Source organism: Caballeronia sp. AZ1_KS37 (assembly GCF_023631165.1).
GTDB classification, from domain to species: Bacteria; Pseudomonadota; Gammaproteobacteria; order Burkholderiales; family Burkholderiaceae; genus Caballeronia; species Caballeronia zhejiangensis.
In genome coordinates this window covers 1-21,943 of the sequence record NZ_JALQDP010000017.1, presented here as the reverse complement: position 1 = coordinate 21,943, position 21,943 = coordinate 1, and the positions used below count along the sequence as shown (strand labels likewise).

The following is a 21,943-nucleotide window of genomic DNA, read 5'->3' as shown; positions in this document are numbered from 1 at the left end:
TTTTTTTATGGCAGCAACGGGCGTCATTCATTACCTTCAATCCGGCGATGCCGTGACGCACGCGGTCGCGGGTCTGCTGCTCGCCATGTCGCTCGCGAGCTGGTGTTTCCTGCTCGTGAAGGCGTGGATTCTGGCGCGCGCCAAGTGGCAAGGTCCGCGCGCATTGCAGCGTTTCTGGCAGGCGCCGAGTTTGAAGGACGGCATCGGCGCATTGCAGCGCGCGGATCGCGAGCGTGTGTTTCTGCCACTCGCTGAAGCCGCGTGGCGCGCATCGGAAGCTGAAATGCCCGGCGCGATGCTCGCCCGCGTCGAGCGCAGCGAGCGCGTGTTGCGCGCGCTGCGTCATGCGTTGCTGCGTTCGCAACGAAGGCTCGAATTCGGTCAGGTTCTGCTCGCATCGGTGGGGAGCACGGCGCCTTTCGTCGGCTTGCTCGGCACCGTCTGGGGCATTTATCACGCGCTGTCGAACATCGCGTCGAGCGGTCAGGCGATGATCGAAAACGTCGCCGGGCCGGTCGGCGAGGCGCTCATCATGACGGCGTTCGGTCTCGTCGTCGCGATTCCCGCCGTGCTCGCGTACAACATTCTCGGGCGCTACGTGCGGCAGATTTCCGAGGAACTCGACGGATTCGCGCACGATCTGCATGCGTTCGTGTGCGGTCCGGCCGAATAGGAACGCGGCGATGGCCTTCGGCGGACTCGACAAGAAGACGAACGGTGCGCCGATGGCGGACATCAACATGACGCCGCTCATCGACGTCATGCTCGTGCTGCTCGTCATCTTCATCATCACCGCGCCGCTTTTCACGCACGCGATCCGGCTCGATTTGCCGAAAGTCTCGTCGCAGCCCGCGCGCGAGACGCCGCAAACCGTCACGCTGTCCATCGACGACGCCGGCAAGCTCTTCTGGAACGACACGCCCGTCACTTTCGATCAGATGCGCGCGCGTTTCGCCGACGCGGGCAAGAGCGCGCAGAAGCCGGAACTGCATCTGCGGGCGTCGAGCGCGACGCGCTACGACGTCATCGCGCAGGTAATGGGCGCGGCGCAGCAGGCCGGTCTGGAGCGCATCGGCTTCGTCACGCAGCCCGCGAAACCGCAGCAGCCAGCGCGCGCGCAATAAGCGCGCGAACCGGCGCGCATCGAACGGTATAATCGCGATTTCCCCGTTCGGCGGGCCTTGGCCCGAGCCAGCAGGCCCGAATTCCGACGCCGCGCCGTGTCAGCAATGCCGCAGCGCCCGGACTCGTTGCCCGAATCGATAGCGGCGAGTCCCAAAGTCCGTTCCCAGCATTTGCCGAAAGCCAAACCACACCATGCACGATAAATACGCACCCGCCGACGTCGAATCCGCCGCGCAGAGCAACTGGCGCGCGAACGACGTCTACCGGACGACCGAGACGTCGGCCAAGCCCAAGTTCTATTGCGTCTCGATGCTGCCGTATCCGTCGGGCAAGCTGCACATGGGTCACGTGCGCAACTACACCATCAACGACGTGATGTACCGTTACTTGCGCATGAACGGCCACAACACGCTGATGCCGATGGGCTGGGACGCGTTCGGCATGCCCGCCGAAAACGCGGCGATGGCGAACAACGTGCCGCCGGCGAAGTGGACGTACGAGAACATCGCGTACATGAAGAAGCAGATGCAGTCGATGGGCCTCGCCATCGACTGGTCGCGCGAAGTCGCCACCTGCTCGCCGGATTACTACAAGTGGAACCAGTGGCTGTTCCTGAAGATGCTGGAAAAGGGCATCGCGTACAAGAAGACGGGCACGGTCAACTGGGATCCGGTCGATCAGACCGTGCTCGCCAACGAGCAGGTCATCGACGGGCGCGGCTGGCGCTCGGGCGCGCTCGTCGAAAAGCGCGAAATCCCGATGTACTACCTGCGCATCACCGATTACGCGGATCAACTGCTCGACGATCTCGACGGCCTCGGCTGGCCCGAGCGCGTCAAGATCATGCAGCAGAACTGGATCGGCAAGAGCTTCGGCGTGAACTTCGGCTTCCCGTATGAAATCGACGGCGAAGCGAAACTGTTGCGCGTATTCACCACGCGCGCCGACACGATCATGGGCGTCACGTTCGCGGCGGTCGCGGCGGAGCATCCGCTCGCCACGCGCCTCGCGCGCGACAACGCCGATCTCCAGGCGTTCATCGACGAATGCAAGCGCGGTGGCGTGGCCGAAGCCGATGTCGCGACGATGGAAAAGAAGGGCGTGCCGACCGGCTTCTTCGTCACGCATCCGCTGACGGGCGCACAAGTCGAAGTGTGGATCGGCAATTACGTGCTGATGTCCTACGGCGAAGGCGCGGTGATGGGCGTGCCGGCGCACGACGAGCGCGATTTCGCGTTCGCGAAGAAGTATAAGCTGCCGATCAAACAGGTGATCGATGTCGAGGGCAAGACGTACTCGACCGACGCCTGGCAAGAATGGTACGGCGACAAGACCGCGGGCAGGCTCATCAACAGCGGCAAGTACGACGGCCTGACGACGGAAGAAGCCATCGACGCGATCGCCGCCGATCTGAAGGCGAAGAACCTCGGCGACAAGCAGGTCACCTGGCGTTTGCGCGACTGGGGCATCTCGCGCCAGCGCTACTGGGGCACGCCGATTCCGATCATCCATTGCCCGTCGTGCGGCGACGTGCCGGTGCCGGAGAAAGATCTGCCGGTCGTGCTGCCGGAAGACCTCGTGCCGGACGGCTCGGGCAACCCGCTCGCGAAGTCGGAAGCGTTCGTGAACTGCACGTGCCCGAAGTGCGGCGCGGCGGCGAAGCGCGAAACCGACACGATGGACACCTTCGTCGATTCGTCCTGGTACTTCTCGCGCTACACCGCGCCGGACGCGCCGACGATGGTTGACGAGCGCACCGATTACTGGATGCCGATGGATCAGTACATCGGCGGCATCGAGCACGCGATCCTGCACCTCTTGTACTCGCGCTTCTGGACCAAGGTCATGCGCGACATGGGCCTCATCAAGTTCAGCGAGCCCGCGAAGAATCTGCTCACGCAGGGCATGGTGCTGAACGAAACGTTCTATCGCGAGGACGCGAGCGGCAAGAAGACTTGGTACAACCCGCTCGAAGTCACGGTCACGCACGATGAAAAGGGCCGCCCGACGGGCGCGACGCTGAACGCGGACGGCCAGCCGGTCGTGCTCGGCGGCGTCGAGAAGATGTCGAAGTCGAAGAACAACGGCGTCGATCCGCAAACGCTGATCGATCAGTACGGCGCCGACACGGCCCGCCTTTTCGTGATGTTCGCCGCACCGCCCGAGCAGTCGCTCGAATGGTCGGGCGCGGGCGTCGAAGGCGCGAGCCGCTTCCTGCGCCGCGTGTGGCACTTCGCGCATGACAACGCCGATGCGCTGCGTCAGCACGCGAAGCTCGACGCATCGAAACTCGGCGACGCCGAGAAGACCTTGCGCCGCGAAATCTATACCGTGCTGAAGCAGGCCGATTTCGACTACGGCCGTCTGCAGTACAACACGGTCGTGTCCGCCGCCATGAAGATGCTCAACGCGGTCGAAGGCGCGAAGAACGTCGGCGCCGGCGTGCTGAACGAAACCTTCGGCGTGCTGTTGCGCGTGCTGTATCCGGTCGTGCCGCACATCACGTTCCAGTTGTGGTCGGAACTCGGCTACGAGAAGGAATTCGGCCCGCTCCTCGACGCGCCCTGGCCGACGGTCGACGAAGCCGCGCTCGAGCAGTCGGAAATCGAGCTGGTGCTGCAGGTCAACGGCAAGGTACGCGGTGCGCTGACGGTCGCGAAGGAGGCATCGCGCGAAGACATCGAAAAGGCCGCGATCGCGCACGAAATGTTCGAGAAGTTCGCCGAAGGCCGCACACCGAAGAAGGTGATCGTGGTGCCGGGGCGTCTCGTCAACGTGGTCGTCTGATGCGCACAACCAAGGGAGTGGATGTGACCGGCAAAGTCAGCGCGAGCAGGCGCTCGTTTCTCTCGTTCGTCCCGCTCCTCGGCGGCGCGGCGATGCTGTCCGCGTGCGGCTTCCAGCTTCGCGGCCAGCAGGACTACGCGTTCAAGCGGCTCGCGATCACCGGCGGCACGCCGCAGATGGTCGCGCGCCTCGAGCGCATGGTTCAGGGCGGCAGCGACACCGTGATCGTCAAACCGTTCGAGAAGCCGGACGCGACGCTCAATTTGAACGAAGGCCAGGGCATGCGCACTCTGAGCCTGAACGCGCAGGGCGTGATCCAGGAATACGAGCTCGTCTTCTCGCTGAACTACACACTGCTCGGCGCCGACGGCACGTTACTGATTCCGCCGAGCACCATCGCGCTGAATCGCTCGATGACATACAGCGATCAATACACGCTCGCGAAATCGCAGGAAGCGACGCTGCTCTACAACGACATGCGCAACGACGCCGTCGATCAGCTGACGCGCCGTCTCGCGACCGTGCGTTCGCTGCATCCGGCGCCGGGCGAGCAGACGCCGGGCGTCTCGCCGCGCGCGCCGCTGCCGGTGCCGCCGCTTTGATCGGCCGGGTTCGCTTGGCATCATGCAACTGAAGCTCGACGCGCTCGAAGCGCATCTCGCGAAAGGCCTGAAAGGGCTGTACGTCGTCTACGGCGACGAGCATCTGCTCGCGCAGGAAGCGTGCGACCGCATTCGGGCAACGGCGCGCGCGGCGGGCTTCACCGATCGCACGGTGTTCACGGTCGAGCGTGGATTCGACTGGAGCGCGCTCATCGGCGCAACGCAGTCGATGTCGCTGTTCGGCGACCGTCAACTGATCGAACTGCGCATTCCGACCGGCAAGCCCGGCAAGGAAGGCGCGGAAGCGCTGAAGACGCTCGCCGACGCCGATAACCCGGACGTCGTGACACTCGTCACGCTGCCGCGTCTCGACGGCGCGACGCAGAAATCCGGCTGGTTCACGGCGTTGCTGGGCGCGGGCGTCGCGTTGAAGGTCGATCCGATCGAGCGCGCGCAATTGCCCATGTGGGTTGGCCAGCGCCTCGCGCAGCAAGGCCAGCGTGTCGCGCCGGGCGAGGAAGGGCGGCGCGCGCTGTCGTTCATCGCGGAACGCGTGGAAGGCAATTTGCTCGCCGCGCATCAGGAAATCCAGAAGCTCGGGCTGCTGTATCCCGAGGGCGTGCTCACGTTCGAGCAGATTCACGACGCGGTGCTGAACGTCGCGCGCTACGACGTGTTCAAACTCAACGAAGCGATGCTGACGGGCGATGTCGGCCGTCTCGCGCGCATGCTCGATGGCCTCAAAGGCGAAGGCGAGGCGGCAGTGCTCGTGCTGTGGGCGCTCGTCGAGGAAGTTCGCACGCTGCTGCGCATCAAGCGCGGCGTCGCATCGGGCAAGCCGCTCGCGACACTCATGCGCGAGAACCGCGTCTGGGGCCCGCGCGAACGGCTGATCGGCCCGGCGCTCTCGCGCGTGACGGACGAGGCGCTGGAAAAGGCGCTGTCGCTGGCGGCGCGGCTGGATCGGCAGGTGAAGGGACTGTCGGGCAGCACGGGCAAGCGCGGCAGCGAGCCGCCGCCGGATCCGTGGGCCGGCATGTTCGAACTGGCGATGGCCGTCGCGCACGGCGGCAAGACGGCGCAGCGCGCGCCAGCGCCACGACCGCGTCGCTAGAACGCTTCCGTCACGCGCTGTTGCAATCTGTGCAACAGCTTAGAATGAACTTTTCGACGCGCGCAGCGCCGACGCAACGAGACCCACGATGAACATCGATCAATACATGACCGACCTCGGCCGCCGCGCCCGCAAGGCGTCGCGCGCGATGGCGCGGGCGTCCACGGCGGCGAAGAACGCGGCGCTCATCAAGGTGGCCGACGCCATCGAGCGCGAGCGCGAAGCGCTCAAGGAAGCGAATGCGCGCGATCTCGCCCGCGCGCGCGAGAAGGGTCACGACGCGGCGTTCATCGACCGCCTGACGCTTTCGGACAAGGCGCTGAACACGATGGTCGAAGGCTTGCGTCAGGTCGCCGCGCTGGCCGATCCGATCGGCGAGATCAGCGGGCTCAAGTTCCGTCCGAGCGGCATTCAGGTCGGGCAGATGCGCGTGCCGCTCGGCGTGATCGGCATCATTTACGAATCGCGGCCCAACGTGACCATCGACGCCGCCGCGCTCTGTCTCAAATCCGGCAACGCGACCATTCTGCGTGGCGGCTCCGAGGCGCTCGAGTGCAACACGGCGCTCGCGAAGCTGATCGGCGTCGGGCTCGAAGCGGCGGGCTTGCCACAGGACGCGGTGCAGGTCGTCGAGACGGCGGATCGCGCGGCGGTCGGCAAGCTCATCACGATGACCGAATTCGTCGACGTGATCGTGCCGCGCGGCGGCAAGAGCCTGATCGCGCGCCTGATGGAAGAAGCGCGCGTGCCGATGATCAAGCATCTCGACGGCATCTGCCACGTCTACGTCGACGATCGCGCCGATCTCGCGAAAGCAGCGGCCATTTGCGACAACGCGAAGACGCATCGTTACGGCACCTGCAACACGATGGAAACGCTGCTCGTCGCGCGCGGCATCGCGAACGAGGCGCTGCCGCAACTCGCGCGCGCGTTCCAGGCGAAGGACGTCGAGTTGCGCGTCGATGGGCAAGCGCGCGCCGTGCTCGAAGCGGCGCACGTCGGCTCGCTCGTCGATGCGACCGAAGAAGACTGGAGCACGGAATATCTGGCGCCGGTGCTGGCGATCAAGGTCGTCGGCGATCTCGACGAGGCGATCGAGCACATCAACACATACGGCTCGCACCACACGGACGCCATCGTCACCGAAGACCACGACCGCGCGATGCGCTTCCTGCGCGAAGTCGATTCGGCGAGCGTGATGGTCAACGCATCGACGCGTTTCGCGGACGGCTTCGAATTCGGTCTCGGCGCGGAAATCGGCATCTCGAACGACAAGCTGCATGCGCGCGGACCGGTCGGTCTCGAAGGGCTCACGTCGCTCAAATATGTCGTGCTGGGGCGCGGCGAAGTCCGTCAATAAAAATCAGAACCGATGCTCTGGATCAAATCGCTGCATATCGTGCTCGTCGCTTCATGGTTCGCGGGGCTGTTCTATTTGCCGCGCATCTTCGTGAACCTTGCGATGGAGAAAGACCCCGCGGCCACCGCGCGCCTGCTGCTCATGGCGCGCAAGCTCTTTCGCTTCATGACGTTCATCGCCGTGCCCGCGCTCGCGTGCGGGCTGTGGCTGTGGCTCGTCGTGGGCATCGGCGCGGGGCAGGGCTGGCTGCACGCTAAGCTGACGATCGTCGTCTTGCTGATCGCCTATCACGCATATTGCGGGCGCTTGCTGCACACGTTTCAGCGCGGCGAAAACAAGCGTTCGGACAAGTGGTATCGGATGTATAACGAGCTGCCGGTGCTCGGGCTGCTCGGCGCGACGCTGCTCGTCGTGATCAAGCCGTTCTGACGCGTTCCTGCTTCACCAGATCGAGGACCATTTCCCCGAACACTTCGGGACGGCCTTCGAAGAAACGCTGGACCACATTCTTCTCGAGCATGTAGCGGCGCAGCGATCCGCGTTCTTCGTGATTGTTCGCGAGCCTGACCGCCGCTTCGACATATTCCTCGACCGTGTCCGCGACCAGCCAGCCGGGCATGTACGCGCGCATGAACATGGCGCCGTCGATGCGCTCGAACACTTCCCGCCCTGTCTTGCACACGCCCGGCAAACCGACGGTGAACGCGTCCACGATGCCGTTCGTGTTGCCGAACGGGAAGGGGCTCAGGAACATGTCCATGTCGTTGAGATAGCGGATGTATTTCATGTAGGGCTGCTGCGGAACGATTAGCGCGTTCCGTTTCGCAAACGTCTCCGCGGCGGATTTCGCCAGGTGCAACAGCGCGACGGCGTTTCCACCGCTAGTCAGAAAATGGAAGCGGACCGGGGCGCGGCTGCACTCGGAAATTTTTCGGCATGCCGCCAGAAAACCGGGCGAGAGCTTCATCAGGCTGGCAGCAATGCCTATGTTGATTTCCGCCGACGGCTTCTTTGCCGGAAAGTCGATCGCCTTCATCGCGCCCGAAGGTCGATAAGGCTGGCCATCTTTCGGAAGTCTCAATAGCTTTTCGCTGAAACATGCCGGATCGCCGACGTAATCGTCTTCCACGCTGACGTAATCGACACAGTCCGAGCGAGTGGTCGCGGGATGGCCCAATGCCGCGATCTGAATCGGCGCGAGCCGCATGTTCGACACGTTGAGCGTCAACAACGACATGCCCACGCTCGGCATGTAGAGGACGTCGGGGCATTCGCGTTCGGCGAATTCGCGAATCGCGGCGAGTGTGCGACGGAAGCCTTCTTTGACTGGCAATTCGATCACGCGCGTGAAGACCTGCCGTCCGAGTTCGCCTATTGCGTCGGCATCGCACATCGCGACGATATCGAAACGAGCGCGCGCGGCCTGCAAATTGAGCGAATGAGTACGCATGATCGAATGGCCATCGCCGAATGCTTCGAGCACGACGAGCATGAGCGGTCGGGCTCGTTCGGCCCGTCGCGACGCGGTGAGCTTCGTGTCGAGATCGGTCAGGCCCGTCGCCGCGAGCGTCTTGCGCACGAGCTTGTTGATGCTGCATTTGATTGCATGCCTGTCCTCGATTTCGGCATAGGTGCAGTGCATGTAAAGGCCCAGCAGCGGGTCCATCTCGATTTCCCAGAGATCGCTCTGCTGGTCAAGTGTCCTGTCGAGCCAGCTGAGGAGCGCCTCACGTTTGCGGTGCGCTTCGGTTGTGCCGGGAAGCATTTCGCCGGCTGTCGCAATGGCGAGATTGAGCGTCGGAATGGGGTCCGCACGCATGCAGGCGGAATAATCCAGCGTCAGGCGCGATTCGGAATTGCACAGCAGATTGAGCCGTTTCACCGCGTCAGGATAGGGCAGTTGCACGGTTCCATCCTCGTGGACCACCGGAAGAAAACCCCGTGCGAGATGGTCTGCATTGGTAAGCGGCGCCGCGCCGAGAAAGCGCTGGACAAGCGAGCGGCAGCCTGAGAATTTCAGAAACCGCGATTCCGTGAGCGTGATTTCCGTATTCCCGAGGAGTGCAACGATGGCCGCCGCCACGCGGCTGACGAAGCGTTCGAGTTGGCGCTCCCTGCTGGGTGTCGGCCATATCGCGGAAGGCGCCACAAGAGTCAGCAAATCAGGAAATGGAACATCGCGCAGGTAATGATCGAATTCGCAAAGCAGCGCGATGGCTTCGTCCGGCTTTCCGCCATAAACACAGGATTCGAAGCGCTCGACAGTGAAGGAACAGTCCATGTTGCATGGTCCTGCAAGACATCCGGTTTGTGGGAAGAATAGGCGATGCATCGCCCTTCGTTCGACGTCGAAGCGAACTTCGCCGCTTACGCACCCACCCGCCGCCCTTCGAGCACGTCCTTCGCTTCCGCAAGCTTTTCCGCCAGCGCGGGTCCCCGCGCCAGGGCGAGGCCGACCGCCAGAATGTCGCCGATCGCGAGATGCGAAACGCGCGATGTCATCGGCGAAAAAATGTCGGTGTCTTCATCGACGTTCGCGAACAATCCGACTGTCGCGAGACGCGCGAGCGGCGAGTTGCCGTGCGTGATCGCGATAACCTTCGCCCCGCCGTTCAGCGCCGATCGGCACGCATCGAGAATGTCCCGCGTGCGTCCTGTATTCGATATCGCGACGACGACATCGCCCGCACCGAGAAGCGCCGCCGAGGTCGTGTAGGTGTGCGGGTCCGAGTATGCGACAGACGGCACGCCCAACCGAAAAAATTTGTGCTGCATGTCGAGCGCGGCGATGCCCGACCCGCCCGCGCCGTAGAACTCGATGCGCCGTGCATCCGCGAGCATCGCGATTGCCGCCGCGACGCTGTCCGACGACAGGCTGTTGCGCACCGCGATCAATGCGCCGATGGTCCGGTCGAGCACCTTCGCCGCGACGCCTGCGGCCGGTTCGTCGGTGCGTACGTCGCGATACACCGTGGGAACATCCGCTGCTACGCCTTGCGCCAAGCGAATCTTGAACTCGCGAAATCCCGAAAAGCCGAGCGCCTGACAGAAACGCGCAATCGTCGGCTGGCTGACGCCCGCGCGCGCGGCGAATTCGGTCATCGACAGGTCGAGCACCTCGCGCGGCGCTTCCAGCACGTACTCAGCCAGCTTGCGCTCGGACGGACGCAGTTGCGCGCGCATCGCTTCGACTTGGGACAGCAACATCGGAATTCTCGCCTATTCTGAAAATTGCTACGGACTATAACGGATGATCGGTTTTGTACAAATACTACATACGTTGGATTCGGAATCTTAGGGAAATCCCGTAAACGTCCGTGCGATAAGCGTCTTGTTCATGTGACTGCTTGTCGCTCTGGCCAGGTTTTCGATTGTCATCGTGTAGTTTTTCTCCTAAACTCGCGAGACACGGCGCCCATCACAAGACAACGATTCAAACGCCGTCCCTCGCAATGTTCAACCCAATCTCAACGGCAGGCAGCCGGGAGTGAGACGAAGGAGCTTCGATGGTTTCCCCGCATCCGCAACTCAAGAACGTCACCGATCGCATCATCGAACGCAGCAAGCCGACGCGCGCAGCCTATCTCGCGCGCATCGACGCGGCGCACGGCCTGTTCCCGGCGCGCGGTGCGCTGTCCTGCGCCAATCTCGCGCACGGCTTCGCCGGCCTCGAGGGCCAGGAAAAGTTCGCGATCAAGGCGGTGCGCGAGCCGAACATCGGTATCGTGTCGTCCTACAACGAGATGCTTTCCGCGCACGCGCCGTACAAGAGCTTTCCGGACATCATCAAGCAGGCGGCGCGCGCGCATGGCGGCATCGCGCAATTCGCGGGCGGCGTGCCGGCTATGTGCGACGGCATCACGCAAGGCAACGCGGGCATGGAGCTGTCGCTGTTCTCGCGCGAAGTCATCGCGATGAGCACGGCCGTCGCGCTGACGCACAACATGTTCGACGCGGCGCTGTGCCTCGGCGTGTGCGACAAGATCGTGCCCGGACTCGCGATCGGCGCGCTGCAGTTCGGCCATCTGCCGACCATTTTCGTCCCAGCCGGCCCGATGACGAGCGGTCTCACTAACGACGAAAAAGCCAAGGTGCGCCAGGAATTCGCGACCGGCAAATGCGATCGCGGCGCGCTGCTCGAAGCCGAAGCGGCGGCGTATCACGGTCACGGCACCTGCACGTTCTACGGCACCGCCAACAGCAATCAGATGCTGATGGAAGTGATGGGCCTGCATCTGCCGAGCGCGGCGTTCGTGCATCCGCATACGGAACTGCGCGACGCGCTCACCGCCGAGGCCGCGCGCCGCGTGCTCGATATCACGCTCGAACGCGGCAACTACACGCCGATCGGTCATGTCGTCGATGAAAAGGCGATCGTGAACGGCATTGTTGCGCTGCTCGCGACGGGCGGTTCGACCAATCACACGCTGCATCTCGTGGCGATCGCGCGGGCGGCGGGCATCGTGATCGACTGGAACGATTTCGACGAGCTGTCGCAGGTCGTACCGCTGCTCGCGAAGATCTACCCGAATGGCAAGGCCGATGTGAATCACTTCCACGCAGCAGGCGGCGTCGCGTTCCTCGTGCGCAATCTGCTCGAAGGCGGGCTGCTGCATGAGGACGTGCAGACGGTCGTCGGCAAAGGGCTGTCGCATTACACCAAGGAGCCGAAGCTCATCGACGGCAAACTGCAATGGGTCGACGGCGCGGCAGAGAGCCACGACACGAAGGTGCTGCGCGCGATCGGCGAGCCGTTCCAGCCGGACGGCGGACTGCGGCTGATGCAGGGCAAGCTCGGGCGCGGCGTCATCAAGATTTCGGCGGTGGCGCCGGAGCATCGTGTGGTGAAGGCGCCGGCCATCGTCTTCAATTCGCAGGAAGAAGTGCAGGAAGCGTTCGACAAGGGCGAACTGAAGCGCGATTTCGTCGCCGTCGTGCGTTTCCAGGGCGCGCGCGCGAATGGCATGCCGGAGTTGCATCGATTGACGCCGCTTCTGGGCGTATTGCAGGATCAGGGCTTCCATGTCGCGTTAGTGACCGATGGACGCATGTCGGGCGCATCGGGCAAGGTGCCGGCGGTCATTCACGTATCGCCGGAAGCGCTGCTGCAAGGTCCGCTCGGCAAGGTCCGCACCGGCGATATGCTCGTGATCGACGCGCCCGCGGGCGTGCTCGACATCGAAATCGATGCGAACGAGTGGGCTTCACGCGAAGTCGAGGCGCCGCTGCATCAGGCGGAGAACGAAGCGGGCTTCGGCCGCGAGTTGTTCGGCGTGTTCCGCAGCGCGGCGTTGCCGGCGGAGCAGGGCGCGTCGGTCTTCGGCGCGTTGATCGGCGCGGCAGCAAGCCACGACGGACACGCGCACGCGACGGCCGCCGCGCCCGAACGAAACGCGCTTCGCGACAATGCGCGGGCGGCTGCGTCGGCGCTGAACAAGGCGCACGCCACGAATCACTGAACGGAACAACGAAGGGCGTAACGCCCGGAACCTGAGAGAAACCCGCGGACAGACCCCAAGGGCGCCGCTCAAAAACCAGGAGTCGCATCAAATGAAAACGGTAAGCGAAATCGTGCGTCTGGGACCGGTGATCCCGGTTCTGGCTTTCGAAACGATCGAGCAAGGCGAGCACGTGTCGCGTGCGCTGCATGCGGGCGGCGTGAAGGTGCTGGAAATCACGCTGCGCACGCCGGCGGGCATCGGCGCGATCGAGCGCGCGAGCCAACTGGCGGACGATATCGTCGTCGGCGTGGGCACCATCACGAAGCCGGAGCATTGCGCGCAGGCGAAGAAGGCGGGCGCGCAATTCGGCGTGTCGCCCGGTCTCACGAAGGACATGCACAAGGCCGCGCAGGACGCCGGATTGCCGCTCCTGCCGGGCGTGATGACGCCAAGCGATATCATCACGGCGATGGAACTCGGCTATGAAATCGTCAAGTTCTTTCCGGCGCAACAGGCGGGCGGCATTCCGATGCTTCAGGCGTTCTACGGACCGTTCCCGAACCTGAAATTCTGTCCGACGGGCGGCATCACGGCGGAAACCGCATCGAGCTTCCTGGCGCAGCCGAATGTGGTGTGCGTCGGTGGGTCGTGGCTCACGCCGAAGGCCGCGCTCGCCGCGCAGAACTGGGAAGAAGTCACACGCCTCGCGCGGGCGGCGAGCGAATTGGCGCCGCATAAGTAAATTGCTGCACTAATCGAAAACGCGTCACGGCCGTGCAAGCGGCCGGGCGCGTATTGTTTTTTCGCCTTTCGGTCGGGGCAATTCGTGCCCGACGATGCTCCTCTTCCGACATGCTTTCGCGTGCGCCGTCAGTCGAGCGCGCGAACATCAAGCTTTTTCGTCAAGCGATTCGATCAATATTTGAATCGGATAAATCCAAATTTCGAAACGCATTGTGTTTAAGACGTTTTGCGCATTTTAAGACTCGGATAAGACTAGTCTCATTAATCCCTGATTCACTGGGAATTCTAGAGATTCTTCTATATATTTAGCTTTCAGAAGTTCCCCGATATATCCAATCGCGGAAGCGAAGAAGATCAGGACGGTTCGGCGCATTCTGCACCATTCCTCCTTGCTTCCGCGCGATGCTGCTCGCACCAGCGCCGATCCCGCCGCACCAGCGTTCAACCGTGCCGGCCGAAAGATCGACTTGCCGCGGAACCTCTTCTTCAGAAAGCGAAATTTAATATCTTTAGGATGCCAATCCGATGACCATCCGAGTCGGAATATCAGTCGTCACGCATCAAGGCCAAAACATCTGGCAAAACGGCCTGGGCCAGAACGTGATCTTTCTGTCGGAAGCGCTTCAAAAGCTTCCGTTCATCGAGAGTGTTTCGCTCATCGACGTGGGCGACCAGAACGCATTGCCTCCGCAAGTGGACGCCGCGTCGAAAGGCCTGCGCATCATGCGGATTCATGAGGCGACCGACGCCGTCGACGTCATCTTCGAAATGGGCGGCGCGCTCGACACCGAATGGCTCGATCTCATGCGCGCGCGTGGCAAGAAAGTCGCGTATTACTGCTGCGGCCAGCCGTACGTGGGGCTCGTCGAAGCGCCAGTGTTCGACAAGCCCGTGCACGTCATGCGCGCGGACCGTTACGACCAGGTCTGGCTGATGTCGAAGGATCGCGCGTCCGTCCCGATGATGCGTACGCTGCATCGCTGTCCCGTTCATATCATTCCGTTCATCTGGCATCCGCAGTTCATCGAGAGCCGCATCGTCGAAGTCGAGGAGCACGGTCTGCGCTACGGCTACGAGCGCCGCGCGGACAAGTCGGCTCAACCTGCCATCCAGCCGCAAGGTTTCCGGGTCGCAATGTTCGAGCCGAATATTTCGGTGGTGAAAACATCGAGCATTCCGATGCTCGTCTGCGAAGAGGCGTATCGCGCGGATCGTTCGAGCGTGTCCGCCATGCATGTGCTCAATTCCATGCACATGAAAGATCACCCGACGCTCATGTACATGGCCAACTCGCTCGACATCGTGAAAGACTCGAAGGCGACGTTCCATGGCCGTAACGATATCGCCGGCTTCATGGCGCAATTCGCCGATGCAGTCGTGTCGCATCAGTGGGGCAACGATCAGAATTACCTGTATCTGGATGTGCTCTACGGCGGCTATCCGCTCGTCCACAATTCGCCGTGGCTGAAGGATGCCGGCTACTACTATCCGGGCTTCGACGCGCAAGAGGGCGGACGTCAGCTGCTGCGCGCGTTCCGCGAGCATGACGATAATCTCAATGCATATCGCGCAAACGCACAGCGCGTCATCGACGCGGTCAGTCCTTTCAATCAAGCCAACCTGGATGCGTTCGCCGAACGGTTGATCAACCTTTGTGAGGGCAGCAAGCTCGAGGTAGGCGTATGAACATGCAAAGCAAATCCCGCATGCCGGAGCGGATCAACGTCGGCGTTTCCATTTTCATCCGCAAAGGCGAGCAGTCGCTGTGGGAAAACGGCATCTTCCAGAACTGCCTTTATCTCGTGATGTTGCTCATGCGCTCGCCGCGCGTGAAATCGACTTATCTGGTGACGGGCGGCGGCGACGGCGGCCCCGAAGACGCAAAGCGTTTCCTGTCCGATTCGCCCGTGCCGCTCATCGACATGGAAACGGCCATGTCCAAGCTCGACGTCATGATCGAAATGAGCGCGCAACTCAGCAAGGAATGGGCGATCAAGTTCCGCGAGAAGGGCGGCAAGGTCATCACGATGCGCGTCGGTAACGACTATGTCATCGATATCGAGCGCATGGTCTTCAATCTCCAGCACGCGCTGCTGATTTCGGGCGCGCCTTACGACGAAGTCTGGACGCTGCCGGAATACGAAGTCAGTTGCAAACCGTACTTTGAAACGCTCTTCCGCGCGCCGGTCAAGCTCATGCCGCACCTGTGGAGTCCGGTCGTGCTCGAACGCGAAGCGGCGAAGCTGCCGAACGGTCAGAAGTTCGGTTATCAGCCGGGGCGCCGGCGTTGGCGCGTCGGAATTTTCGAGCCGAACGTCTGCATGGTGAAAACGAGCTATATCCCGATGCTCGCCTGCGACGTGGCGCATCGCGAGAATCCGGACATGCTCGAACGCGTATGGGCCTACAACACGTTCAAGCTGAAGGATCACGCGGCGTTCGTCGGTTTCGCGCACAGTCTCGATTATGTGAGACACGGGCTCGGCAACTTCGAAGGACGCTTCCCGTTCGCGCAGATCGTGCCGGCTTCCGTCGACGCGGTCGTGAGCCATCAGTGGGAAAACCCGCAGAACTACGTGTATTACGAAGCGCTCTACGGCGGCTATCCGCTGATTCACAACTCGCATCTGATCGGCGAGTGCGGCTATCGCTATCACGATTTCGATTGCGAAGAAGGCGGCCGCGCGTTGCTTCGCGCCTTCGCCGAGCACGATGCCAATCTCGAAAGCTATCGCGCGACCGCGAAGAAATTCCTTCACACGCTCGATCCGGAAAACGAAGACAACGTGCGGATCTACACGCAGGCGATCGAGGCCGTCTACGCGAAGGCGTGAGTTCGGGATTCAGGCATCTGCCGCGAGGCAACGGAGTTAAATGGAATGAAGAAGTTGCGAATTGGCATCACGATCGGCCTGTTTCACGAGGCCGAAACGTTGTGGAACAACGGTATCAAGCAGAACGCGGTGTTTCTCGCGGAAGCGCTCAAGAACTGTCCCAACGTCGAGAGCGTCGTGCTCGTCAACACGACGCATGTGGCGATCACGAACCAATTGCCCTGGGATCTCGAGCGCTGGCCCACCGTCACATTCGATGACGCGAAGGACAAGGTCGATGTACTGATCGAACTCGGCGGCCAGATCGACGCGAACGCGACGGCTTATCTGAAAGAGCGGGGCGCGCGGCTCATCTCTTATTGTTGCGGTTTCGAATACGTCCACGCGATGGAGTCGATTCTGTTCAACAGACCCACTTTCGGCGACAACCTGTTCGTCAACCAGCGCTATGACGACATCTGGATGATTCCGCAAGTCGCGAACATCAGCGCGCCGTACTTCGAGGTGATGCGTCGTCAAACCGCGCGGGTCGTGCCGTTCATCTGGAGCCCGATGTTCCTGAACGCGCGTACCGTTTCGTTGCCGCATTCGGGCGAGTATCAGCCGCACGCGGGGCCGCGTCGCCTGAGCGTGATGGAGCCGAATATCAACGTCGTGAAATTCTGTCTCTATCCGGCGATGATCGCGGAATTGGCGTATCGCGAACGGCCGGACGACATTCAACTGCTTCAGGTGACCAACGCGCAGAATCTCGCCACGCAGTGCCGCGAATTCATTGTGTTGATGAACCAGCTCGACATCGTGCGGAACCACAAGGCGGTGTTTCTCGGACGCTTCGACACGCCGACATATCTTGCCGAGCATACGGATATCGTCGTGTCGCATCAGTGGGAAAATCCGCTGAATTACTTCTATCTGGAGGTTTGCTGGCAGGGTTATCCGCTTGTCCACAACGCTACGTTGTGTACCGATCTGGGTTACTACTACCGCGACAATAACGTTGCCGAAGGGGCGCGCCGCGTGGTCGAGGCAATCGATCAGCATGATGCGAATGTGGGCCGTTACCGGGACGAGCAGCGCGCGGCAATCGCGCGTTTTCTGCCAGACAACGCGGAACTGGTAAGCGGATACGCCGGTTTGCTCGATGAACTTGTGAAAAAGCCGCTGCGTTAAACTCTACAAAACGCGGTTCGGCTCGACGCCGAGGCTGATCACTTAGATCAGCCTCGGCGTTTTACTTTGACGTGTTGGTTCCCGTTCGTCTCTTTTCTCAATGAGCGGTGCGACTTTGCGCCTCAGCTTTGCGTCGAAAATAAGAATAAATAAGACATATCCGAGCATTATTTAATCGGACTGGCAATATGGTCCGTTTGAATCGGATTAATCCGAAAGACGGCAAAACATCTTCCTCCGCTTTTTCCACCTCACTTGCACGAATTTAGGACATGTCCGCTTCATCGAAGTGGCGAGTCTGAATATTCTCTGCAGTGGTCAAAGTTGTTTCCTTTGTTTTTGTGAAGACGCTCGTTTTTGTGGGTCAATTCGGTTTATGAATAAGTCATACCGCAGTATTTGGAATGAGAAGGTAGGGACGTTCGTTGCAGTCGCCGAGACTGCAATGGCGCGAGGCAAGAAGAGTTCTGGCGGCGCGGTATGCGACCTAGAAGACGGTCAGAGCGCCATATTAGCGGCTTACCGGCAGGAAGATAACGATCCGCGCGACGTGTTCCGTGTGGCGGCAGGCGTCGGCGCGTCGGTGGCGATGCTATTTGGCGGTTCGACGGCTTGGGCTCAGAACTCCTCGATGTCGCTGTGCGACGGCGGCACCGGATACGTTTACAAGTCCAACTCAGCGACACCGACAGCTGATTCCGGTACCTACTGCGCCGGCGGCTTTAGCGGAGTCGTACTAAGCGCCGGCACCGGCTCCAGCGCCAATTCAATCTCCATCAGTAACACTACCGGCATCACGTTCACCGGAAATAACATCGCCTTCTCGAACGGGAACGTGAGTTTCTCAGGCAAGAACCTTGTCAACCTGAAAGACGGGAACATCGCGGTCGGAAGCATGGACGCCATCAATGGCGGGCAATTGTTCACGGTGTCCAGTTCGGCATCGACCAGCATCAGTTCCCTGTCGACGTCGACCTCCACGACGATTTCGACCATGGGGTCGACGGTCAATAGCTGGTCGACTTCGGTGACGTCGATCTCGCAAAGCATGTCGACGTCATATGCCTCGTTGTCGACCGGGTTCAACTCCATCTCGGGCAGCGTGTCCACCGGCTTCAACTCCATTTCGACGCAATGGAGCACGCTGTCGACCAGCACGTCGACCACGGTGTCAACGACGACGATGTCGCGACCGTGGGTCAGTTGAAGGAAACGAGCCTGTATAAGGACGGTACGAACGGGAAGCCGAAGGCGGCCGTCACGTTCGACACGACGTCGACCGGAGAGACGGACTACAGCAACATCACGCTGGCCGGCAAGGACGGAACGACCATTCACAATGTGAGTACCGCCATCGCCCCGACTGACCTTGTCAACAAGGCGCAGTTGGATGCGCTGTCCAGCCAGATTGCGAACATAACGACTTCCGATAACCCGTTGTTCGCAGCGGACGGCAATCGTGCAACCGAAGCGGCTGTAGCAAGCGGCACCCATGCGACGGCAAGCGGCGCGAAGGCTCAGGCAACGGGTGCGAACTCGGTCGCCAACGGCTCGAGCGCGGTTGCCAGCGGCGTCGGTGCGGTGGCTATCGGTGCGAACACGCGGGCAACGGCGGATGACTCCGTCGCGCTGGGCGCGAGCTCGGTGGCTGATCGTGCGAACACGGTGTCGGTTGGCGCAGCGGGTAGCGAGCGCCAGATCACCAACGTGGCTGCCGGTACGGAAGGCGCGGATCTGGTCAACGTCAACCAGTTGAACGATGCGGTCACGCAATCGAACAGCTACACCGACAGCGTCGTGAATGGCATGCAAGGCGCCGTCGCCGAGGTGGGTCGTAACGCCTACTCGGGCATCGCTGCGGCAACGGCGTTGGCGATGATCCCGAACATCGACCAGGACAAGATCATGTCGGTCGGTGTGGGCGGTGCGACGTATCAGGGTTACGCGGCAGCGGCTGTTGCGGTCAACCTCCGTGTCACCCAGAACCTGGTGCTGAAGGCCGGTGCTGGTTCGAGCCGCAACGGAACGGTGTACGGCGCTAACGCTTCGTACCGCTGGTAAGAGTGAGCGCCTGACCTGACGGTCAGGGAGTCTGGGCAATCGTGTTGTCACGCGATTGCCCAGATCGATCACTCGCCATTTGTCGACCATTACCTGTCAAACGCGAAATGTCTAAATTTTTTTTCACGATCCTCGCTGCAGTCGGAGTTCTCTCCGCTTGCACGACGGACACGGGCTTGAGCTACTCCGCTCAAAATTTGAATGTTGCCGGTCAAAGCGGGGCGCAACGCGTCACCTGTTCGGGGCTGTTCGAATCGCAGAACAGTTGCGTGTCGAAGGCTGCCCGGATTTGCGAGGATCGCCAAGTAATCGTGGTTCAAGCCCTCGACAACCCGCAGCTCAGGCCAGGCGGAAGCCGCGCGCGCCAATTGGACTTCCAGTGCGCAGCGGCAACGAAGCCGGCGGCCTGATGCATTGCAAATCGTTCGGGCGAGAAGGCTTGAACTTCCATTCGAAACCGACGCTTACATGAGCGTCGGTTTTTTTTCGGCCGCGTTTCGCACGCGCGCGCTTCTCGCTGCCATTTCTCGGCCGACTTCCTCGCTTACAAGTAAAATTCCGTTGCCCAGCGCCGTGTTTGCGCTTGCCGGATGTTGCCGCGTGTGCAGTGCAACGACGGCAAACGCATACATAGCGCAGAAAACCTCAACAAAATCAAGGAGGCGTTATGCCAGCCGTCCACGGGAGCATGCTACTGCTCTACGCGGTGATCGCGATCGCGGTTCTGATCCTGATGATCGCCCGCTATAAGGTTTACCCGTTCCTCGTTCTCATGATCGTGTCCGTATTGCTTGCCCTCGCGGTCGGCATGCCGATGGACAAAATCGTGAAGTCGTTCGAAACCGGCAACGGAAATACGCTCGGTCACATTGCTGTCGTCGTCGGCCTTGGCACGATGCTCGGCAAGATGATGGCCGAATCGGGCGGAGCCGAGCGCATCGCCAATACGCTGATCAATCTCTTCGGTGAGAAGAACATTCACTGGGCCATGATGGTCGTCGCGATCATTGTCGGCTTGCCGGTGTTCTTCGAAGTGGGCTTCGTGCTGCTGATCCCCATTGCGTTCAACGTCGCGAAGCGCACCGGCAAGTCGCTGCTGCTGATCGGCCTGCCGATGGTCGCGGGTCTCTCGGTCGTGCACGGTCTGATTCCGCCGCACCCGGCCGCGTTGCTCGCGGTGCAGGCGTATCACGCGGATATCGGCAAGACGATCGCCTACGGTCTGCTCGTCGGCGTGCCGACTGCGATCGTCGCCGGCCCGCTGTTCGCGCTGCTGATCCACAAATACATCAAGCTGCCCGACGCCAACGCGCTCGCCGACCAGTTCACCCAGAAGCACGGCGATACGGAGAAGACGCGCGATTTGCCGAGCTTCGGCATCACGTTGTTCACCATTCTGCTGCCGGTCATTCTGATGTTGATCGGTAGCTGGGCCGATCTGGTCTTCACGCCGAAAACGCTGCCGAACGATTTGCTGCGCTTCATCGGCCAGTCGGATATGGCACTGTTGATCGCCGTGCTGGTCAGCTTCTGGACCTTCGGCGCGAAGCAGGGCTTCAACCGTGAGCAGATTCAGAAGTTCTGCGGCGAGTGCTTGGCGCCGATCGCGGGCATTACGCTGATCGTCGGCGCGGGCGGCGGCTTCGGCCAGGTTCTGCGCGATAGCGGGATCTCGCAGCAGATCGTCGCGAGCGCCTCATCAGCGAGTCTGTCGCCGCTGTTGCTTGGCTGGTTCGTCGCCGCGCTGATCCGTCTGGCGACGGGCTCGGCCACGGTCGCGATGACCACCGCCTGCGGCATCGTTGCGCCGATCGCCGCCGCGGCGGGCGGTCACACGAGCCCGGAACTGCTGGTGCTCGCCACCGGCTCCGGCTCGCTGATCTTCTCGCATGTGAACGACGGCGGCTTCTGGTTGATCAAAGAGTATTTCGGGATGACGGTCGGTCAGACGTTCAAGACGTGGTCGTTGCTCGAAACGATCATCTCTCTGATGGGCCTGGGCTTGACCTTCGTGCTCGCGATGTTCGTGTAAGGAGACTTCGATGATTTTGATCGCAATGGGCGTGTCGGGTGCCGGCAAGTCCCTCATCGGCGAGATGCTGGCGGAGCGGCTGCACTGCACTTTCACCGACGGCGACGCGTTCCACAGCGCCGCGAACAAGGAGAAGATGCACAAGGGCATCCCGCTGACCGACGAGGATCGCTGGCCGTGGCTCAAGACCATTCGTGCCGCGATCGAGGAAAAGCAGCGTGCGGGCGAGACGGCGGTATTTACGTGCTCGTCGCTGAAACGCTCGTATCGCGACATCCTGCGCGACGGCGATCGCGACGTGTGCTTCGTCTATCTGCACGGTACGATGGATGTGCTTCGCGAGCGTCTCGGTTCGCGCACCGGACACTTCTTCGATCCCTCGCTGTTGCAGAGCCAACTCGACACGCTGGAAGAACCTGGCGAGGACGAGGCGATTACGGAAAGCATCGAGCTCATGCCCGAGCAGATCGTCGACAACGTGATCGAGAAGTTGAAGACGCGCAAATGACGCGCCAATGAAAAAAGCCCCGGAATTGAACTGACCCCGCAAAGTTGGACAGTTTTGGGCTAGGCCGCTAAGGGCTGAGTTCTGTACATCACAGGACTCAGCCCTTTCAGCTTCAGCTTGATGCGGTGGTGATTGTAGTAGTGAATGTAGCGTCTGATTCCG

At 61.6% G+C, this 21,943-nt stretch carries 19 protein-coding genes and 1 pseudogene; 16 read left to right on the top strand and 4 right to left on the bottom strand.

The window, feature by feature from the left end:
* The first annotated feature begins 7 nt into the window (after positions 1–7).
* From NCS00_RS11875 to NCS00_RS11845, 7 genes are all read left to right on the top strand, one after another.
* Entirely contained in the window at positions 8–673 is a 666-nt protein-coding gene (locus NCS00_RS11875; protein WP_239295143.1) for a MotA/TolQ/ExbB proton channel family protein, read from the top strand.
* A 10-nt stretch (positions 674–683) separates the two neighbouring features.
* Positions 684–1,124 (top strand): ExbD/TolR family protein, encoded by a 441-nt coding sequence (locus tag NCS00_RS11870; protein WP_239295142.1) that lies wholly within the window; start codon positions 684–686, stop codon positions 1,122–1,124.
* A 193-nt stretch (positions 1,125–1,317) separates the two neighbouring features.
* The gene (gene leuS / locus NCS00_RS11865; RefSeq protein ID WP_250440185.1) at positions 1,318–3,912 is read left to right on the top strand and encodes a leucine--tRNA ligase; all 2,595 of its coding nucleotides are present in this window, start codon (positions 1,318–1,320) and stop codon (positions 3,910–3,912) included.
* A 92-nt stretch (positions 3,913–4,004) separates the two neighbouring features.
* A complete protein-coding gene (locus NCS00_RS11860) occupies positions 4,005–4,514 on the top strand; it encodes an LPS-assembly lipoprotein LptE (protein WP_409014118.1) in 510 nt (169 codons plus the stop codon).
* A 22-nt stretch (positions 4,515–4,536) separates the two neighbouring features.
* Positions 4,537–5,628, top strand: a complete 1,092-nt coding sequence (gene holA / locus NCS00_RS11855; protein WP_250435182.1) for a DNA polymerase III subunit delta — start codon at positions 4,537–4,539, stop codon at positions 5,626–5,628.
* 88 nt (positions 5,629–5,716) lie between these two features.
* Positions 5,717–6,988, top strand: coding sequence for a glutamate-5-semialdehyde dehydrogenase (locus NCS00_RS11850; protein WP_250435180.1), 1,272 nt, complete (start codon positions 5,717–5,719; stop codon positions 6,986–6,988).
* A 12-nt stretch (positions 6,989–7,000) separates the two neighbouring features.
* Positions 7,001–7,417: a CopD family protein gene (locus NCS00_RS11845; protein ID WP_008342849.1), complete on the top strand. Its 417-nt coding sequence runs from the start codon at positions 7,001–7,003 to the stop codon at positions 7,415–7,417.
* Here the strand turns inward: NCS00_RS11845 and NCS00_RS11840 are convergent.
* Together NCS00_RS11840 and NCS00_RS11835 are read right to left on the bottom strand one after the other, a co-directional pair.
* Positions 7,404–9,269 (bottom strand): hypothetical protein, encoded by a 1,866-nt coding sequence (locus tag NCS00_RS11840; protein ID WP_250440184.1) that lies wholly within the window; start codon positions 9,267–9,269, stop codon positions 7,404–7,406. The genes NCS00_RS11845 and NCS00_RS11840 overlap by 14 nt on opposite strands.
* Positions 9,270–9,355: 86 nt before the next feature.
* On the bottom strand, positions 9,356–10,195 hold the full coding sequence (locus tag NCS00_RS11835; RefSeq protein ID WP_241814131.1) for a MurR/RpiR family transcriptional regulator: 840 nt from the start codon (positions 10,193–10,195) through the stop codon (positions 9,356–9,358).
* 299 nt (positions 10,196–10,494) lie between these two features.
* On the opposite strand from NCS00_RS11835, the gene edd reads away from it, so the two are divergent.
* The 6 genes and pseudogenes from edd to NCS00_RS33680 all read left to right on the top strand — a co-directional run.
* Positions 10,495–12,447, top strand: coding sequence for a phosphogluconate dehydratase (gene edd, locus NCS00_RS11830; protein ID WP_239295135.1), 1,953 nt, complete (start codon positions 10,495–10,497; stop codon positions 12,445–12,447).
* A 91-nt stretch (positions 12,448–12,538) separates the two neighbouring features.
* Positions 12,539–13,171, top strand: a complete 633-nt coding sequence (gene eda / locus NCS00_RS11825; protein ID WP_008342842.1) for a bifunctional 4-hydroxy-2-oxoglutarate aldolase/2-dehydro-3-deoxy-phosphogluconate aldolase — start codon at positions 12,539–12,541, stop codon at positions 13,169–13,171.
* A gap of 527 nt (positions 13,172–13,698) precedes the next feature.
* On the top strand, positions 13,699–14,859 hold the full coding sequence (locus NCS00_RS11820; RefSeq protein ID WP_284504071.1) for a DUF2827 domain-containing protein: 1,161 nt from the start codon (positions 13,699–13,701) through the stop codon (positions 14,857–14,859).
* A complete protein-coding gene (locus NCS00_RS11815) occupies positions 14,856–16,007 on the top strand; it encodes a DUF2827 domain-containing protein (RefSeq protein ID WP_250440183.1) in 1,152 nt (383 codons plus the stop codon). The genes NCS00_RS11820 and NCS00_RS11815 overlap by 4 nt, the downstream gene beginning before the upstream one ends.
* Positions 16,008–16,052: 45 nt before the next feature.
* On the top strand, positions 16,053–17,180 hold the full coding sequence (locus tag NCS00_RS11810; protein WP_250435171.1) for a DUF2827 domain-containing protein: 1,128 nt from the start codon (positions 16,053–16,055) through the stop codon (positions 17,178–17,180).
* 376 nt (positions 17,181–17,556) lie between these two features.
* A pseudogene (locus NCS00_RS33680) lies at positions 17,557–17,649 on the top strand (ESPR domain-containing protein); the annotation flags it as partial.
* Positions 17,650–17,885: 236 nt separating this feature from the next.
* Here NCS00_RS33680 and NCS00_RS33675 read toward each other — a convergent pair.
* Positions 17,886–18,290, bottom strand: a complete 405-nt coding sequence (locus tag NCS00_RS33675; protein WP_250440182.1) for a hypothetical protein — start codon at positions 18,288–18,290, stop codon at positions 17,886–17,888.
* Positions 18,291–18,314: 24 nt separating this feature from the next.
* Here NCS00_RS33675 and NCS00_RS11800 point away from each other — a divergent pair, with 24 nt between their 5' ends.
* The 3 genes from NCS00_RS11800 (at position 18,315) to NCS00_RS11790 (ending at position 21,781) form a co-directional block, all read left to right on the top strand.
* Positions 18,315–19,241, top strand: coding sequence for a YadA family autotransporter adhesin (locus tag NCS00_RS11800; RefSeq protein ID WP_250440181.1), 927 nt, complete (start codon positions 18,315–18,317; stop codon positions 19,239–19,241).
* Positions 19,242–19,908: 667 nt separating this feature from the next.
* Positions 19,909–21,273, top strand: coding sequence for a GntP family permease (locus tag NCS00_RS11795; protein WP_239295129.1), 1,365 nt, complete (start codon positions 19,909–19,911; stop codon positions 21,271–21,273).
* A gap of 10 nt (positions 21,274–21,283) precedes the next feature.
* Positions 21,284–21,781: a gluconokinase gene (locus NCS00_RS11790; protein ID WP_250440180.1), complete on the top strand. Its 498-nt coding sequence runs from the start codon at positions 21,284–21,286 to the stop codon at positions 21,779–21,781.
* Between the two features lie 59 nt (positions 21,782–21,840).
* On the opposite strand, the gene NCS00_RS11785 is transcribed toward NCS00_RS11790, so the two are convergent.
* On the bottom strand, positions 21,841–21,943 hold a 103-nt coding region (locus NCS00_RS11785; protein ID WP_250439142.1), incomplete at its 5' end, for an IS3 family transposase.